The sequence below is a fragment of the Pseudomonas sp. MS19 genome (genome assembly GCF_013277615.1).
Classification (GTDB): domain Bacteria; phylum Pseudomonadota; class Gammaproteobacteria; order Pseudomonadales; family Pseudomonadaceae; genus Aquipseudomonas; species Aquipseudomonas marincola.
Map to the genome: position 1 here is coordinate 105,606 of NZ_VBTO01000014.1, position 16,946 is coordinate 122,551.

Consider the following 16,946-nt stretch of genomic DNA (forward strand, 5'->3'; position numbering starts at 1 on the left):
TCGCCATTTTCCACTGCGCAGTTTTTCCAGCATGAGCCGTTATCGCCCTCCCCGCACTGCAGGCACCGCCTTGATCACCCCGCAAGGCGAGGCCCGCCTGCGCGCCGAGCTGCACGAACTGTGGCATGTGCGTCGCCCGCAAATTACTCAGTCGGTCAGCGAAGCCGCAGCGCAGGGCGATCGCTCGGAGAATGCCGAGTACACCTACGGCAAGAAAATGCTGCGTGAAATCGACAGCCGCGTGCGCTTTCTGACCAAACGCCTCGAAAGCCTGAAAGTGGTCGACGCCAAGCCGAGCGATCCGGACAAAGTGTATTTTGGCGCCTGGGTGACACTTGAAGATGATGACGGCAACGAATCTCGCTACCGCATCGTCGGCCCTGATGAGCTGGACTTGAAACTCAACCTGATCAGCATCGACTCGCCTTTGGCCCGCGCCCTGATCGGCAAGTCACTCGACGCCGAGGTCTGCGTGCAGACCCCGACTGGCGAGAAGAACTGGTACATCATCGCCATTGAGTATCCCTGATCCGCGCAATCAGTTGCGGGTTATCAGGCCTTGCTTGGCGACTCGCACCAGTTGCTTCACCGCCTCTTGCAACTCGCTGGCGGCAGGCGCCTGCAGCACCGCCATATCGAAACTGTTGTTGGCGAATTTGGCCAGGCCCTGGGTATTTTCAGCGAAGTGAATCAGAAACGTCCGCGAACCGCCCCAGCGCGCTGGCCAGCCATCGAGATGGCGTAACAAGCCGGGCTGATTATTGCCTGCAAGGAGAATTTTCGGAGTGGGGAGTGACCGATCAGAGGTGACCGGGGTGCAACGTTCCAGCGTTTGGGGACAGTTCATGCTCGACTCTTCGCCTCAGAGATTCCGCTGGGCAGCGGTGGGAGGCGACACCGAACCAGCGCTTTAGCGGTATTTCGGAGTCTCGGCTGAGCGCTCCTCAGGGAGTCGATAAATCGATGGTCCCGGCGCCCCGCAAGTAGCTGTTTAAATCGGCGCTTGTGGCAATCCTAGTGAAAGCTGGCGCGAACTGTCAATCGTCAATCCAGCACAATCACCCAACAACCCGAAAAAGCAAGCATTAAAAAGCCCGCCCCGGCACGGACTCATGCTGGGGCGGGCTTTTGCCAGGCAGGTTGAGGTTAGTCAGCCAGTTGCTGATCGACAGACAACTTGCCGGCACCTTCGAGCAGAATCGCCAGGCTTGCGACCAGCAAGGTCAGGGCGAATTCGTAACCGTTGTTGCTCATGAACAAGCCATTGTCGATATGCACCGAGAAAATCGCCACCACCATTGTGAATGCCAGCGCTACAGCAGCCGGGCGCACCAGCAAGCCGATAACTAAAGCCAGGCCACCAAAGAACTCGGCGCTGCCGCTGAGCAAAGCCAGCAGGTAGCCAGGCGTCATGCCAAGGCTTTCCAGCCATCCCGCGACACCGGCCAGGCCTGGGCCATCAAACCAGCCAAAGAGTTTTTGAGCGCCGTGCGCGGCGAAGATCAAGCCCACAACAATACGCAAGATTGTCAGGCCATAACCGGCTTGGGTAGCGGTGATTTTGTGCAGTAGGTTGTTCATGTTTATTGCCCTGAGTGAGAGTTGATGGACGCTATACTAACCACAAAATTAGATAATCAAAGCGGATAAAATCGCTAATTAAAATCAAATTATTCGATTATTTACGCGAACTCACTTCACCCTTGTGCGGCTCTAGCAGGTACCGCTCACGGGAAAATGCCAAATAGTATTTGTTCACACTATTAACATAGCTCACCACGCCCATTCCCATCTGTTCCATCGCGATCCGCTCAACCTGAAAGAACCATTGATTGGGATTCAGACCGCGCCGCTTGGCCTCGGCACGCATGCTTTGTACACGTTGCGGGCCCAGGTTGTAGCCCGCCAGAACAAAGGCCATCCGCTCACGTTCGTTAAGTTGAGCGCTGCTGAAAAAGCCGCGGCGAATCTTCGCCAGATAGCGGGCACTGGCGCGCACATTGTTATCGAGCACCCCGATATTGCTCACGCCCACGCTGCGTGCCGCGATTGGCGTCACCTGCATCAACCCGGTCGCGCCGCCATAGCCTCGCGCAGCCGGATTTAGCGTTGATTCCTTGAACGCCAGCGCTGCCAGCGTCAGCCAGTCGAAGCCCTGCTCTTGCGCATGTTTTTGCAACACTGGGCGCACCGACTCCAAACGCTTGCGCTCGGTTCTGCCCAGCGGGTAATGCACTTTGTAGAGCCGCCGGTAGACGCGCTGGAATGCCGTATCCGGATCGACGGGGCTGCGGTAGGCACGAAAGAAACGGTCAATACTGGCACTCAGCAACGGCGCATCACGGCGCACAAACCAACGCATATCGCCATCTTTGGACAGCACCAGTTTGTACTCGATGCGCAGTTTGGGCATGACCTTGGCCCAGCGCTGGGCAATTGGCAATTCGACTGCCGTGACGTTGAAAATCCCGGCTTGGACCATCTCCAGCACATCTTCAACGGCCAGCGTCGGGTCCACCCATTCGATCACGATAGGCGCCATTTTTTTCATCAGAAGCGTGCTATTGAGCGCCTGAATCGCAGTGCCCGCTACGCTGCCTGCCGGCAAGGCAATGCTGCGCCCGGATAATTGCTCCAAGCGCGTATAACGGCGATCGCCAACCCGGCCGACCAGAACCACCAGGACGTTTTCGCGGATAGGCTTACTTGCCGTCACCTGCGCGCCCCCGCGCACATCCAGCAGTTCACCTGGCGCGACCAGATCACCCTCACCGCGCTGCAAAGCACCCAGTAACTGATCCTTGGCCTTGGGGATAATTTTCAGCTTCAGCTGCCTGCCGTTACGCGACTCACGATTGAGAAACTGCTCATAAGCCCGAAGGCGATGATACTCAACACCGATGCTCTCACCCTTGACCTCGCCAGAGCTGTTGCGGCTCTGGTTGATCAAAACGCGCAATTCACCGCTGGCGCGAATGTTTTCGAGATCGCGCGTCGCCACGGGCTTGCCAATTTCCAGAGGTCCAGCCACGCGCGCAGCCGCCACTAATGGCAGCAACAGCAGGCTCAAGACCAACAAAAATCGCGCCATCAAGGCTCCAGGACAGGGTTTGCTTGCATCATAAATGCGGGGATAAACCGCTTGCGCCCGCTTCAAGGGGCGCGGAGATTCTCACAGCCGGGCAAAGGACGCCAGACCAACCCGACAAACAACATCACCAAAACAATGCAACTTACTGTATTTATTCAATTTTTTTATTTTACAAAAGCTCTGCTATGCTGCGCATCCTGACCTACAGGTAGCACCATGCAACTCATCGACATCGGCGTCAATCTGACCCACCCAAGCCTTGCCGAGCAATTGGACAGCATAATCAGCCGCGCGTATGACAGTAATGTCATGCAAATGGTTCTGACCGGTACCGATCTCGCTGGAAGCGAACTGAGTCTAGAACTTTGTCGCGCACTCGACGCCAATGGCCAGCAACTTTTTTCCACGGCGGGAATTCATCCACACTCTGCCAGTGAATGGAACAGCGATTGCCGCCAGCAATTGCGCAATTTGCTCCGTGAACCCGAAGTGCGAGCCGTTGGCGAATGTGGACTGGATTTCAATCGCGACTTCTCGCCTCGCCCGCAACAAGAGAAAGTGCTCGAAGAGCATCTTGAACTGGCCGTCGAATTGAACATGCCGGTGTTCCTGCACGAACGCGATGCCGATCAGCGACTGCTCGAAATAGTGGCTAATTACCGCGATCATCTGCCAGCGGCCGTGGTGCATTGCTTTACCGGCGAAAAGCGGGCGCTGTTCAATTATCTCGACCTCGACTTGCACATTGGTATCACTGGCTGGATCTGCGATGAGCGCCGCGGTACGCACCTGCACTCGCTGGTGCCCAACATCCCCAAAGGACGCCTGATGCTGGAAACGGACTCGCCGTTCCTGCTGCCGCGCACCCTGCGCCCGAAACCCAAGAACGGTCGCAACCAACCGGCATTCCTCACTGAAGTGCTGCGTGAAGTCGCGCTGCACCGCAACGAGAGCCTCGAAGCACTGGCCGCGCACACCACTGCAACCGCAAGGCAATTCTTCTCGCTGCCGGCTATCCCAGCCGCGCAAAATATCGAGCACTGACCGGGCCGGCTGCGGCGGTCTATCTCGTCGATAGCCAGGTTCAATTCGCCCTGGCGCTGCCCTCACGCATAAGCTTTATCCAGCCACAGGAGAACGCTCATGCCCAGCACCGCCCAAGCCGTTATTGATACCCCAACCAGTTCGACCCAACAGCATGCGCAGCGTCTCTGCGCTGGCGCCTTGCTGCTCACGGCGAGCCTGATCCTGATTGATGGTTTGCTCAGCCTTCAGCCAACCAACGTCGCCTTGGCCCTGTTAGGTGGCGCCGCCGCGCTGGCTATCATACCGTGTAGCAACTTGAAACCGACTGGCCGCCAGCCCGCAAGCTGCTGATTTAGGGCGCTTTCACCCACGTTGTCACTTTTAGGCTATTTCGTTTCGTCTGATACGAATGGCAATCTGATCGTTAAATGCAATAGCATTCTTGTTTTTAGCGGCATCTGAACCTTAGTTAGTGGCTGATCGCCGCTTGTTCGCCGCAGTCAACGAGGACGACGTATGTCGCTACAGCGACATTTCTGGGCCATGATGGCCATTGTAATGCTGCCTGCGCTTGTACTCGCGGGCGGTGATGCCTATCCACTCGACAAGCCCGCGCTGGTTCTGCACCTGACCGATAACCAGACGGTCCAGCTCACCTTGCAGGATCTGGCCAAGCTACCCAAGCGCAGCCTGACGGTTCAAGACAGCCCCGACTCAGCGCCAGTTGTATGGACCGGGGTCGATGCCGACGCACTGTTCAACAGCCTCAATGTTCAGTTACCGCCCTTCAAGCGTCTGCGCCTGGAGGCACTCAACTTGTACTCGGCACTGCTGCCGCGCTCGGACATCGAGCAATTCCACCCCATCATTGCCTATTCCCGCGATGGCCAATCAGTGCCTGTCCACGAGTCCGGCCCGCTGTTCTGGATCTATCCCTTCGATGATTACCCCGAACTGCGCACGCAAATTTATTACAGCCGTGCGGTCTGGCAATTGAGTGACATATATTTTGAGTAGTTTCTGATGCCTGCATGGATGCTGAGCAGATCCCACAAGAACATTGCCTTGAGTGTGCTGGTACTAATAGTGGTAGCCATGCTCGGGCTGCTGACCGCCGCGTTGTTACTCGCAGGACAGCAAGCCAACCAACTCGCCGCGCCCAACCTGCACGGCGAGCTTTGGCGCTCGTATCAAACCACCCGCGAGATGGAGCGCACCCTTGAGGCGGCCCGGCAATTCCAACAGGGTGAAATCAGCGCCGATGATTTGGTGGTCCGTGTGCAGGTTCTGCGCAGCAGTACCCGCATGCTCCAGGACGGCAAAATGTTCAGTGCCCTGCCCTTGCCGCGTCCGCGCGCCGATGAGGCGCTGGCAAGAATTATCAGCCTCAGCTCCACCTGGAATAAACAGGCACACTTCGCGGATGAACAAGCCGCGCAGCGCCTGGCAATCCAGATAAACCGCGAGATGACCCCACTGATCAAACCCATGCACGAGGTGATGATCGCCAGCAATATATCCCTGGCCAACAAACTCGATCACGACCGCCAGCTGTTGTACAAAAGCTTCTGCTACATCGGCTGGACATTGATTAGTTTGCTGATTGGCTCGGCCTTGCTGGTGGCAAAACTGATTTACAACTATCGCGAAGCCCGACAACTGTCGAGCCGGCTGAGCGAGCTTAACCATACACTGGAAGACAGGGTCGCTATGCGCACCCTTGAGCTCAGCGAAGAACAACGTGTTCTGAACCAGATCCTTCAAGCCAGTCCAAGTGATGTGGCGTTTTTCAGTGCCACCGGCGACGAAATTTACTTCATGAGCGAAGGCTTGCGCCTGAACCCACAGGGCCCGCCAAACACCTTCGAGTATGCGCAGTTTTTTGCCGACCCCGCCGATGCTGAACGCTTTTACGCCAACTTGATTAATGCCAAGCACGTCGATGATCTGGAGGCGCTGCTCCGCGGCCCAAGCGCGCCATACTGCGCGGTAGTTTCAGGGCGGGTACTTGAGCATAAAGGCCGCCCTGCACACCTGATCTGGTGTTATGACATCAGCGTGCGCAAAAAAATGGAAGAGTCGTTATTGGCACTGGCCAATACCGATGCCCTGACAGGCCTCGACAATCGCCACTCTTTCTGGCGCAAAGCTGAAGAGTTGCTGCACTACTCAAAATTACTCGAGCAGCACTGCGTAGCGTTGATGCTCGACATCGACCATTTCAAGCAGATCAATGACAAATATGGGCATCAGGCCGGCGACCTCGCCCTGCAACTGGTTGCAACCACACTGCAGTTGGGTGTGCGTGAAGATGACATCCTCGGCCGTATTGGCGGCGAGGAGTTCGTGGTGCTGTTACCGCACACCTGCGCCGAACAGGCGCTGCCAATTGCCGAACGCTTACGCAGCAGTATCGAAGCTTTGCATTTGCAACTGGACAACGGTCAGCGCCACTCCATGACCCTGAGTATCGGGCTGGCAAGCATGACCCCAAATGAATCACTCGATCAGTTGCTCAACCGCGCAGACATGGCGCTTTATGAAGCCAAAGCCGCCGGGCGCAACCGCATTAGCATTTGCCCAGCGCCGACACTCAAGCAAACACAGCCACTGTCTGTCGACTGATAGCCATCAACTCGCCGCTGGGCGTCCACATCGCCGCAGCGACATGGCCATAACCGTCGCGGGCATATTCAATCTGCGCGCGGTACAAGCACCAGTCCAGCGTTGTTAACTCGGCAACCGGCTGCATGAATTCGATGGTCCAGGTCAGCGAGCTGCCGGGCGCAGGCGTGCTCAGGCGCGGCAGCAAGGCCGGCGGCCAGGCATCCACCAGCGCCAGAATGTGCGCCTCATCAATGCTGCAAACCTGATCCTCACCGCGCAACCGCACCCAGCCGCCCATTTCACGGTCTTCATTGCGCGTGTAAGGCATACCGCCAATCCCCCAGCGCATGGCCAGAAAACGGATAAATTCGGGGGTAACGCCTTCGATATAGGGCAACTCGGTGCAGGCCTCTGGCGCTGCGATTTGCGGAGCTGGCAACGCGCCGACGCTGATAATGGATTCGCGCGCGGCCCCAAAGCTGCCCTGAATCAGCGTCATCACTTGACCGTTCTGCACAGCACGGCCCATGACCTGAGAAACCGCTTTGCCTTCGCGCAGCACTTCAACTTCAAAACTCACCGGCACATCGGGCGCAACCGGACCGACAAAGGTAATCGCCAGCGAGCGAACCTGTCGCCCTTGCGCCACTTTATTGCGCATGGCCTGATACACGAGGGCAGCGACCAAACCACCAAAGCTGGCACGTCCCTGCGCCCAAAGCGAAGGAATAACAACCTCGTTAGTACCGCCGCGAACGGCTGTCAGCAATTGCGTGAAAGTCATAAAAGCCTCGTCCTGATCCATTGCGCGAGTCTATGAGACTTCAGGGCATTTGCGAAGGTATCTCGAAAAGGCTCAAATTCGCGGTATGCAGGACAAGCCACGTCGCTTAAGGCGTGCAGATTACCGGGCATGCCAAGGCTGACCGGATGCGCCGGACAAAAGGCTTAAAAGCCCTCTGTTTGTGCGCCAGTGATTCAGGCCATTTGCGCTTGTAACCGCACCACGACATCCGTGCATGCCTGCTCGCACCCTTGCAGGCTGGCAGACCAGACGCCGGCGCAAGCCTGCAGATCTGGCTCGGTTTCAGCGCGGTGCAACCACTGCAAGTGATCGTGCCAAGTGCCTAAGGAAGATTGCGCCCGCTTCAATGTTGCCTGCTGGCGGGCCGATAAACCGCAGAGTTGTGGATACGCCTGGGCGCCGTAACGAACACGTTTGACCAGCAAGCGCAGCTCATGCCAGTCCAGTGCTTCGCTGTGCAGCAGCGTACGCAGGCGCTGCTGGTCTTTGCGTAAACGCTTGTGAAGATGCGCGCGAAGCTGCTTGAGCTCGCCTTGCAGCTCGCTGGCCAACCAGTCTGCCGGCCAGGCCTCTAAAGCCTGCAATAACTCAAGCGTCTGCTGACTGCAAGCAACACCTGCGTAGCCCTGCACCACACGCTCAGCACGGGCACGAGCCGCCTGCTGGTCGCCCAAACGCCACAGCTCGGTCTCAAGCACTTCAAGATCTCGCAATGGGCCGGTAAGGGTGCCGAGCGCCGCCGCGCTTCTCTGCAGTGCCATGCAACTGGCGCGATTCCCCACCGGTTTGAGCAGGCTGCGCAGCTTACGCAGATAGATTCGCAGATCGTGCAAAGCCTCGGCATCGGTTCTTGCCCTGACACGTTCAACACAGGCGATAATTGCCACATGCAAACGAATCACCTGCTCCCGTAAATCCTTGGTCAACGCGCTCAAGTGTCACTCCCTCGCAACATTATGCTTGCATCAGACTAGCTCATTGCCAGCACGGGCTCATTGATGGCGATCAAGCCGGCTCAGGCGCAGTGGCAGCGCGCGGCGTAATTGACGTAACTGACTGCGCAACAGCTTGGGATCAATCGACTGACCCGCGTAATACTGCGCCTCGAATGAGCGATAGAACTGAATGATTTCTGGCGCCTGACGCGGCAAGGCAATTGCTGCACGCCGGGCAAAGTGCCCCGGCACTTCACCAGCTTTGCGATAAATCCCGTGGCGCCTCAGCAAGCGCTCGAACTGGCTGAACAAGCGCTGTTCAGGCGCGCCGTTGCGTATCCATGGTTTGAATAACCACAGAGCAATGAACGCTAAAAACAGTGCGCCACCGCCGACCAGACTGATGATCAGCTCACGCGCCTCTACACGCCCGAACCAGCGCTGTAACAGCTCAAGTTGCTGTGCGCCCTGATACCCAAGCACCCAACGCTGCCAGCTGTAATTGAGATTATCCCAGGCCAGACGGATTTGGTTGAGCCAGGCCAGCTTGCGAAAACGTAACGGCGAGAACGGCGAACCTTCCATGAAGCTCTCCTCCCCGGCCAGCGCTTGCTCAAGGCCGGACTCTATCCGTTCGGGCGCCACCTGAAACGTCGGATCGACACTCACCCAACCGCGATCTGGCTGCCAGTATTCAACCCAGGCGTGAGCGTCGAACTGGCGAACCTGCACGTAATTGCCATTGGGGTTGTACTCGCCGCCCTGATACCCCGCCACCACGCGGGACGGGATGCCGGCGGCGCGCAGGACAAAGGTCATGGCGCCCGCATAGTGGGCGCAGAACCCCCGGCGCGCGTCGAATAGAAAGTCATCGACACTGTCACGGCTCATCTGCGGCGGCCGCAAGGTGTAAACAAACGGTTGTTGATTGAAGTGCTTAAGCAGCGCATTGACCAACTGCTCATCCTGCGGATATTGCTGGCGCAACTCACGCGCCCACTGGCGGCTGCGCGGATCGACGTTGGCGGGCAATTGCAGGGCGCGGCGCAAGCCGGTGCTTGAGCCGTGCGGTTCGCGCAGGGCTTGCGGCCACGAGGTCACTTGATAGAGCAAACTGCGTTCGACCGGCTTGCTGCGCTGCAAGCGGAAATCACTCAATTGCCGGGTCTGCGGCAATGACGTCTCGCCCACATCCAATGCAAATAGCCAGGGCTGAGAGCTGGGCTGCATGACGATGCTGTAGCTCACTGGATCACCGACCTTCTGCCAGTCTGGCGAGGGCGAATAATTCAGTGTTGAGGATTGCGACCAGCGCCTGCCATCGAAACGGTCCAAGGTCAGCGCCCGCCAATACAACTCGGTTCGCGGCGGCACCTCGCCGTCAAAACTGGCCCTGAACGCCAACGCACCGGAGCGGCTCAAATCGGCAATATCGCCTGGCGTCATACTGTCGGACAGCCCGGTTACCGCATTCCCACCGGGCATGGGCAACGACCAGAGTGGACCGATGCGCGGAAAGAACACGAACAGCAACAGCATGATCGGCAGCGCCTGCAACATCAGTCCTGCGGCTAACTTTGCCGTGTCCCACGGACGGCTGGCGAGGCTGCTTTGCTGCAAACCGATCAGTCCGGCGAGTAGCGCGGTGACCGGCAGGACGCTGTACAGCGCTGCGGTGATGCTGTCATCAAACAGATAAGCAGTAACCACCACAAAGAAGCCCAGAAATATCAGCACCAGAGCATCACGGCGCGTGCGCATCTCGAGTAATTTGAGAATAAACGCACCCACCAACAGCACCACGCCGGCATCCAGGCCAATCAAGCTACCCCGACTGAGAAACACCCCGCAACCAGTGGCGATCATCAGTCCTAACTTGAGCAGCGTGCTCGGGTAATTGGCGCGCATGCGAAATATCTGCACGCGCCAAGCCGCACAAGCCAACCACAAGCCGATCACCCACAGCGGCAAGTGACTCAGGTGCGGTAGAATCACCAATACCTGCGCCACCAACAGCCACGTCAGGCTGATGCGCGGAATAACCTGAATCTGGCTCATTGGCTGAGCCCTGTCAGGGCCAATGCGCGCAAACAGGCCTGACAATGAACGTCACCGGTGTCTGCCGCAATTTGCTTATCATCAAGGCGCAGCGAAAACGGTTGCTGGCGCTCGGTATATTGCAGCACCCAATAACAAAGCACCGAAAGCCGATACTCTTGATCGCCCGACAGCGCGGCGATGTCCAGGCACGTTTGACTGCCGCCGAGGCTGGCGAAATCCTTTACCAGTAAACCCATGCCCCGCGAATAGGCCTTCCAGTGCAGGCGCTTGCGTGAATCGCCAGCCTGATAACTGCGCAATCCCTGAAAATCATCGGCGCCATCGGCCGACACGCGCAGCCCCTGCTCGTCTTCATCGCCAATGCTAGCCATCACGGGCGGTAAATCAGCGGCGATCGGTTGCGGGTAAACCAGCGCTTGTTGATCGAGATCGACCCAGCTCCAAGCTTTCAACAAGCCCAACGGAAAGCCACTTTCGACGCGCATTCTTGGCGCTTTCAACCAACCCCGTTGCGTGGTCAGCAGCGACAGTTCTGCCGGCGTACTCGCCTGTAGCGGCACATCCACAATCAATGGCGGCTCATCTGCGAACCCCAGACTAATCGCCTGATGCGCGTGGTTAAGACTTTCCAGCGTCACCTGATAACGCACATGCTCACCGACAAACACGGTGTTAACCCCCGCGGCGCGCAGCACCAGACCAGACAGATTACGGTAGGTGTGCAGGATTGCCACGATGAACACCGAGCCGAGCAGAAAGGTCAGCGCGTAGGCCAAGCTGTTTTGATAGTTGATGGCCGCCAGCAACATCAACGTCAGCGCCAGCAAGAACATCACACCAACTTTGCTCGGCACAATGAATATCCGCCGCTGAGTGAGCCGCACCCGGCTGGAAGCCGGCAAGCGCCGGGTCAGCCAGCGATTCCAGCGCGCCTGCACAGCGGCGATCAAAGAGGTGTGACCTCGCGCAGCAAGCCTTGCACCAGCGTGCTGCCGCCATGACCGGAAGGGTCTGCGCGCTCACGCAGCCGATGGCCCACTACCGAAGGCAGCACCGCTTGCACGTCTTCCGGGATCACATAATCGCGACCGGCCAGGTACGCCCATGCACGAGAGGCTGCGAGCAATGCCAGGCTGGCCCGTGGCGACAGTCCCCAGGCGAATTGCGGCTGCGTGCGCGTGGCCTCAACCAGGCGCAGTACGTATTCCACCAGCGCATCGCTGACCCGCACCTTGGGCACCTCGGCTTGAATCGCGGCCAATTCGCTGTGATCCAGAACGGCCGATATCTGCGGCAGCAACGCACGTCGTGAATCACCCAGCAACAACGCCTTTTCAGCGCCACGCGCCGGGTATCCGAGCGACAGACGCATCAGGAAGCGATCCAGCTGTGATTCGGGCAAGGCAAAAGTACCACCCTGACTGACCGGGTTCTGCGTCGCAATCACAAAGAAAGGATCGGGCAATGGCCGCGTGGCGCCCTCAATGGTGACCTGCCCCTCTTCCATGGCCTCAAGTAATGCACTCTGGCTCTTTGGTGTCGCCCGGTTGATTTCATCAGCCAACACCAACTCGGCAAAGATCGGCCCCGGATGAAAGGTGAACTGACCGGAGTCCTTGTCGAAAACCGAGGTGCCAAGGATATCGCCCGGCAATAGATCGGAGGTGAACTGCACGCGCTGAAAGCTCAGGCCAAGCACCTTGGCCAAAGCATGACTGAGGGTGGTTTTGCCCATGCCGGGCAAGTCTTCGATTAGCAGGTGGCCCCGCGCCAACAAGCAAGCCAGCGCCAGCCTTACCTGTGGTTCTTTACCCAGCAAGACCTGATTGACGGCCTCAAGGCAAGCTTCCAGTTTTCTGCGCATCGAACACTCCTTATGCAAGTGTCTCGATGCTACTGGCAGCCGCGTCCGGGGCAAAGGCCCGTGTAATGATTAATCACAAAACAGTGAACTTTAGCCGGGTCTGACCATTTCGAATGTTTCAAGGGTGCGGGTATAGGCAGCGCCGCCCAAACGGCCAACCAGGTCCATCTTGTGCGGGTCTACGCGGCCCTTGTCATTGAGTACGGCATCGCTGACATGCGCCAACAGTACCTGCGCGAAAATCATGTGGCAGTTCGGCTTGTCGCGCGGATACGGCTGGATTTCTGCAACCTTGCACTCGAATGCAATCACCGAGTCCGTCACCCGTGGCGGTGCGATCAGGCGGCTGGCAGTGCTGCCAATCTGGCACCGCTCGAACTCGCTGACGCCGTGCTCAAACCCGGCAGAGCTGGCATTCATTTGCTCGGCTTGAGCAAAGCTGACCAATTGAATGACCAGCTCACCCGTGGCCTGCACATTGCGCAAGGTGTCTTTGAGGCTGCCGTCACCGTGATGGTTGACGTTCACCATCAGCGTGGGTGGCTCATCACTGATCACCTGAAAGAAACTGAATGGAGCCAGATTGCTGACGCCTTCCCGGGAGATACTCGACACCCAGGCGATGGGCCTTGGGGTAACGGTCGAGGCCAGCCAGCGATAAGCATCGAGGGGCGCCAACTGGGTAAAATCCAACTCCATCCAGTTTTCCTCCGACGGATTAAACAATTGCCGGGGCTTAACGACCCGCGCGGGACTCATCAATGTAGAACTGGGCTTTTTTGGCCTTGCTGGTGCAGCCTTCATAGGCTTCAAATTGCTGCTGGGTTTTCGCGGCGGTCAGCAGCGAGAGTGCTTTGGAATAGCTGACGGTGCCAGCAAAACCTTCAGCCTTGGCCAAATCCAGATCATGCCATGCGGCATCCAGTTGGCTCCCGCACGAATTGCGATAATCAGTTTTACCTGCACAGCCAACCAGTGCGGCAGCCATCAGCGCTATGCAAAAAATCGATTTCATGTGTGCAACTCCGTTTAGCAATTGTGATGATTCATTGACCAGCAGTGTTTACCTGAGGTTCATTTAGCAGCGCGATGTTGCAGAAACTCGACAATTGCGGCTTGCTCGCCAACGAACTCGATACGCCCCGCTTTGTTCTCTCGCTGAAACACATACATCGGGTCGTAATACTCAACCAGCAAAGTTTCTATCCATTGCCGGTGAAGGCTTACATCGCCCTGCGTTTCCTGCTCCAGCAGCGCCTGCTGCATAATGGCGGCCAGACGTTGATAACGCTCACCGCCCAAACGCTTTTGAATGTTAGTCAAGCTTTGCATTAAACGCTCAGCAAAGGCTTTGAAGCCTTCTTCAGCGCCCTGCAGGTTAATGAACTCTGCACTCAAGTCGATGACATAATCTTGAAGAATGCGCGTTGTTCGACCTTCGACGCTGTCTTCGAGCCATACCAGCGGAAAGTGCTGCATGCCTTCGTACAATGGCAGCGGTAACGAGCACTTGCCGATGATGCGTCCTTCATCCTCAAGAACAAACTGCTCCATGCCAGCGTTGCGCTTTTTCAGAATGTCGATGGCCAGGGCATTCTCAAAATCAATCTGCATCGGCTGCCCGGTAGCGCGTTTGCCAAAACTTGAGCCCCGGTGATTAGCATGGCCTTCAAGGTCAAGGCTGTTGCCGAGCTGGGCGATCACTTCGGTCTTGCCGGTGCCGGTCATGCCGCCGACCAACACGAAATTACACTGCGTCACGGCCTGATCAGTCGTGTCGATGAGGAAATTGCGCATGGCCTTGTAGCCGCCCACAACGCGCGGATACTCGATACCGGCATCGCTTTTCAGCCATTCCTGAACCAGTTGCGAGCGCAGGCCACCGCGAAAACAGTAGAGGTAACCGTTAGGATTGGCAGTGGCAAACTCTGCCCAACGCTGCACCCGCTCCTCGCGCGTTTTACCTTGCACCAATTGATGGCCCAGCGTGATAGCGGCGTCCTGGCCGTGCTGTTTGTAGCAGGTGCCGACCTTCTGCCGCTCGATGTCGGTCATCAACGGCAAATTCACCACGTTGGGAAACGCGCCCTTGTTGAATTCCACGGGCGCGCGGGCGTCCATCATCGGGCTGTCGTTGAGGAATATCTGCCGGTAATCGCTGCAATTGTCGCGCATCAGATAACCTCGACAGCGTATGTCTGTCGCTCGCGCAGCTGGCCAATCGGCTGCAATTGCAGGTTCAGCCCTTGCGCACAGACGAGAAACTCAGCCTCACCTTCTGGCGTTACCGCAACCAGCAAACCGCCGCTGGTTTGCGGGTCGCACAGCAGCAGTTTGTGCAACTCAGGCAACGGCGCAATTTTTTCGCCGTAGCTGTCGAAGTTACGCAAGGTGCCGCCCGGAATGCAGCCCTGATCGAGGTAATACTCAACGCTTTCAATACGCGGTACACGGGCGTATTCGACCTCGGCCGTAAGACCGCTGCCCTCGGCGATTTCCAGCAGGTGACCGAGCAGGCCGAAGCCGGTGACGTCGGTCATGGCGGTGACGCCAGCCAATTTTCCGAAATGACTCCCGGCCTTGTTCAGGGTGCACATCCAGTCGCGTGCCAGGCCGATGTCGGCTTCGCGCAGCTTGGCCTTCTTCTCGGCCGTGGTCAGAATGCCGATGCCCAGAGGTTTGGTCAGGTACAGCTTGCAGCCCAATGTCGCGGTGTCGTTGCGCTTCATGTAGCGCTTCTCGACCAGGCCAGTTACCGCCAGGCCGAAGATCGGCTCGGGGGCGTCAATCGAATGGCCGCCTGCGAGGGTAATCCCGGCTTCGTCGCAGACCGCACGGCCGCCACGGATGACCTCACGGGCAACCTCAGGGGCCAGCACATTGACTGGCCAGCCGAGAATGGCAATCGCCATCAACGGATCACCGCCCATGGCGTAGATATCGCTGATCGCATTGGTGGCAGCAATACGCCCGAAGTCATAAGGATCATCGACAATCGGCATGAAAAAGTCGGTAGTCGAGACCACGCCACGCTCACCATCAATGCCGTAGACCGCCGCGTCATCGCGCGAGGCATTGCCCACCCACAAATTGGGGTCGAGGTTCTGCGCCCCGCTCCCGGCGAGGATGACATCGAGGACTTTGGGAGAAATCTTGCAACCACAACCGGCGCCGTGGCTGTATTGGGTCAAACGAATGGGCTCGCTCATAAATCCTCTGTTCTCGTCGACGGGCGGCGGCATTCTAGCAAATACGCGCACAACGCTCGCGATTCAAGCGCCTGTCTGGGCCAAATCTTTATGTTAACGGGGACGGCGTTTGCGTGCAGAACAAAGATCAGGTGATGCGTGGCGAGGCTAATCTGATAATGACGCGTATGATGACGCGTGGGCTTGGTTTTCTGGCCCATTATCTGCAGCAATATCGCGCATGCGTGCCGGTTTACCTCTGGCGCGGCGGGTTGCTGAACGACTATATTTTTGCGCCCGCGTCTCTGCGCGTTTGTTATTTAGGGGACGAAATTGACCAAGAAAAGAGTTGCACTGGTACTCGGCTCCGGCGGGGCTCGTGGCTATGCGCACATTGGCGTGATCGAGGAGTTGCAAGCACGCGGCTATGATATTTCCTGCGTAGCCGGCTGTTCGATGGGAGCTGTGGTAGGCGGCATTTTTGCGGCTGGCAAGCTCAAGGAATACAGCGAGTGGACCCAGAGCCTGGATTATCTCGATGTATTGCGCCTGATTGACGTGAGTTTCCGGCTGGGCGCCATCCGCGGAGAAAAGGTGTTCGGGCATATCCGCGAAATCGTCGGCGATATCAATATCGAAGACCTGGCCATTCCCTTCACGGCAGTGGCCACAGACCTGACCAACCAACAGGAAATCTGGTTTCAGGAAGGCTCACTGCATCAGGCCATGCGTGCATCGGCGGCAATCCCCAGCCTGTTCACGCCGGTGATTCAGGGCAAGCGCATGCTGGTCGATGGCGGCCTGCTGAATCCGCTGCCTATTGTGCCGGTGGTTTCCAGCCACTGCGATTTGATCATTGCGGTCAATCTCAACTCGACCAATCAGCAAAATTATCAGTTGCCAGTCATTGAGCGCCCAGACGCCTTCAAGGGCCGCTTTGATCAACTGATGCTGTCGCTGAGCACCAAACTGCCGCAGTTCCGGCGCAAAGGCGGTGCTGATGACGAACTGTTGCTGCTCGAAGATCAGAGTGAAGCCGATGCGGTTTACCGGTCACCCGGTAAAGTGCGTGCCGAGCCCGAGGAAGAAGGCGCGCCGGTTTCCGCCAGCGGCTCACGAGTCGCGGACATTTCCGGACCCGCCTCGTTGCTCGAATTGATCAACCAGAGCTTTGAAGTCATGCAGACCTCGCTTGCGCAGTACAAGATTGCGGGCTATCCGCCCGATATCCTGATCAACGTGCCCAAGCGTGCATGCCGGTTCTTCGAGTTCTACAAGGCACCGGAACTGATCATGCTCGGACGGCAGATTGCCAGCGACACGCTGGACCGTTACGAGAGCGGCAACTACCACGGCTAATGGTGGTTTG

Annotated in this window: 18 protein-coding genes; 6 read left to right on the forward strand and 12 right to left on the reverse strand. The window is 57.7% G+C overall.

All coding sequences use genetic code 11. From position 1 onward, the window contains the following. Positions 1 to 31: 31 nt before the first annotated feature. The gene (gene greB, locus FEZ62_RS16210; RefSeq protein WP_090508505.1) at positions 32 to 529 is read left to right on the forward strand and encodes a transcription elongation factor GreB; all 498 of its coding nucleotides are present in this window, start codon (positions 32 to 34) and stop codon (positions 527 to 529) included. 9 nt (positions 530 to 538) lie between these two features. Here greB and FEZ62_RS16215 read toward each other — a convergent pair whose 3' ends face one another. The 3 genes from FEZ62_RS16215 to FEZ62_RS16225 all read right to left on the reverse strand — a co-directional run bounded on the left by FEZ62_RS16215 (position 539) and on the right by FEZ62_RS16225 (position 3,091). Then, the gene (locus FEZ62_RS16215; RefSeq protein ID WP_172928920.1) at positions 539 to 847 is read right to left on the reverse strand and encodes a class I SAM-dependent methyltransferase; all 309 of its coding nucleotides are present in this window, start codon (positions 845 to 847) and stop codon (positions 539 to 541) included. A 299-nt stretch (positions 848 to 1,146) separates the two neighbouring features. After that, the gene (locus FEZ62_RS16220) at positions 1,147 to 1,581 is read right to left on the reverse strand and encodes a DoxX family protein (protein ID WP_172928921.1); all 435 of its coding nucleotides are present in this window, start codon (positions 1,579 to 1,581) and stop codon (positions 1,147 to 1,149) included. 97 nt (positions 1,582 to 1,678) lie between these two features. Continuing rightward, positions 1,679 to 3,091 (reverse strand): transglycosylase SLT domain-containing protein, encoded by a 1,413-nt coding sequence (locus FEZ62_RS16225; RefSeq protein WP_172928923.1) that lies wholly within the window; start codon positions 3,089 to 3,091, stop codon positions 1,679 to 1,681. A gap of 216 nt (positions 3,092 to 3,307) precedes the next feature. On the opposite strand from FEZ62_RS16225, the gene FEZ62_RS16230 reads away from it, so the two are divergent. The 4 genes from FEZ62_RS16230 (at position 3,308) to FEZ62_RS16245 (ending at position 6,742) form a co-directional block, all read left to right on the forward strand. Next, the gene (locus tag FEZ62_RS16230) at positions 3,308 to 4,135 is read left to right on the forward strand and encodes a TatD family hydrolase (RefSeq protein WP_172928925.1); all 828 of its coding nucleotides are present in this window, start codon (positions 3,308 to 3,310) and stop codon (positions 4,133 to 4,135) included. 99 nt (positions 4,136 to 4,234) lie between these two features. Next, the gene (locus tag FEZ62_RS16235; protein ID WP_172928927.1) at positions 4,235 to 4,468 is read left to right on the forward strand and encodes a hypothetical protein; all 234 of its coding nucleotides are present in this window, start codon (positions 4,235 to 4,237) and stop codon (positions 4,466 to 4,468) included. 165 nt (positions 4,469 to 4,633) lie between these two features. Then, positions 4,634 to 5,134, forward strand: a complete 501-nt coding sequence (locus FEZ62_RS16240; protein ID WP_172928929.1) for an oxidoreductase — start codon at positions 4,634 to 4,636, stop codon at positions 5,132 to 5,134. An 18-nt stretch (positions 5,135 to 5,152) separates the two neighbouring features. After that, positions 5,153 to 6,742: a GGDEF domain-containing protein gene (locus FEZ62_RS16245; protein ID WP_242454978.1), complete on the forward strand. Its 1,590-nt coding sequence runs from the start codon at positions 5,153 to 5,155 to the stop codon at positions 6,740 to 6,742. Here FEZ62_RS16245 and FEZ62_RS16250 read toward each other — a convergent pair. The 9 genes from FEZ62_RS16250 to selD all read right to left on the reverse strand — a co-directional run bounded on the left by FEZ62_RS16250 (position 6,711) and on the right by selD (position 15,598). Continuing rightward, positions 6,711 to 7,508 (reverse strand): thioesterase family protein, encoded by a 798-nt coding sequence (locus FEZ62_RS16250; RefSeq protein WP_150549450.1) that lies wholly within the window; start codon positions 7,506 to 7,508, stop codon positions 6,711 to 6,713. The two genes, FEZ62_RS16245 and FEZ62_RS16250, sit on opposite strands and share 32 nt — an antisense overlap. 194 nt (positions 7,509 to 7,702) lie before the next feature. Then, positions 7,703 to 8,464: a CHAD domain-containing protein gene (locus FEZ62_RS16255; RefSeq protein ID WP_172928933.1), complete on the reverse strand. Its 762-nt coding sequence runs from the start codon at positions 8,462 to 8,464 to the stop codon at positions 7,703 to 7,705. Between the two features lie 57 nt (positions 8,465 to 8,521). Further along, complete coding sequence (locus tag FEZ62_RS16260) at positions 8,522 to 10,522, reverse strand: DUF3488 and transglutaminase-like domain-containing protein (protein ID WP_172928935.1); 2,001 nt, start codon at positions 10,520 to 10,522, stop codon at positions 8,522 to 8,524. Continuing rightward, positions 10,519 to 11,475, reverse strand: coding sequence for a DUF58 domain-containing protein (locus tag FEZ62_RS16265; RefSeq protein ID WP_172928937.1), 957 nt, complete (start codon positions 11,473 to 11,475; stop codon positions 10,519 to 10,521). Before FEZ62_RS16265 ends, FEZ62_RS16260 begins: the two co-directional genes overlap by 4 nt. Continuing rightward, positions 11,472 to 12,389: a MoxR family ATPase gene (locus FEZ62_RS16270; RefSeq protein ID WP_069898736.1), complete on the reverse strand. Its 918-nt coding sequence runs from the start codon at positions 12,387 to 12,389 to the stop codon at positions 11,472 to 11,474. The genes FEZ62_RS16265 and FEZ62_RS16270 overlap by 4 nt, the downstream gene beginning before the upstream one ends. A gap of 90 nt (positions 12,390 to 12,479) precedes the next feature. Next, positions 12,480 to 13,088 carry a flavin reductase family protein gene (locus FEZ62_RS16275; RefSeq protein ID WP_172928939.1) on the reverse strand — a complete coding sequence of 203 codons (609 nt, stop codon included), beginning with the start codon at positions 13,086 to 13,088 and terminating at the stop codon, positions 12,480 to 12,482. Between the two features lie 37 nt (positions 13,089 to 13,125). Then, positions 13,126 to 13,404 carry a hypothetical protein gene (locus FEZ62_RS16280; protein ID WP_069898739.1) on the reverse strand — a complete coding sequence of 93 codons (279 nt, stop codon included), beginning with the start codon at positions 13,402 to 13,404 and terminating at the stop codon, positions 13,126 to 13,128. A 59-nt stretch (positions 13,405 to 13,463) separates the two neighbouring features. After that, positions 13,464 to 14,564 (reverse strand): tRNA 2-selenouridine(34) synthase MnmH, encoded by a 1,101-nt coding sequence (mnmH, locus tag FEZ62_RS16285; protein ID WP_172928942.1) that lies wholly within the window; start codon positions 14,562 to 14,564, stop codon positions 13,464 to 13,466. After that, complete coding sequence (selD, locus tag FEZ62_RS16290) at positions 14,564 to 15,598, reverse strand: selenide, water dikinase SelD (RefSeq protein WP_172928944.1); 1,035 nt, start codon at positions 15,596 to 15,598, stop codon at positions 14,564 to 14,566. Before selD ends, mnmH begins: the two co-directional genes overlap by 1 nt. A 312-nt stretch (positions 15,599 to 15,910) precedes the next feature. On the opposite strand from selD, the gene FEZ62_RS16295 reads away from it, so the two are divergent. Next, a complete protein-coding gene (locus tag FEZ62_RS16295) occupies positions 15,911 to 16,936 on the forward strand; it encodes a patatin-like phospholipase family protein (protein ID WP_069898742.1) in 1,026 nt (341 codons plus the stop codon). The last annotated feature ends 10 nt before the right edge of the window (positions 16,937 to 16,946 follow it).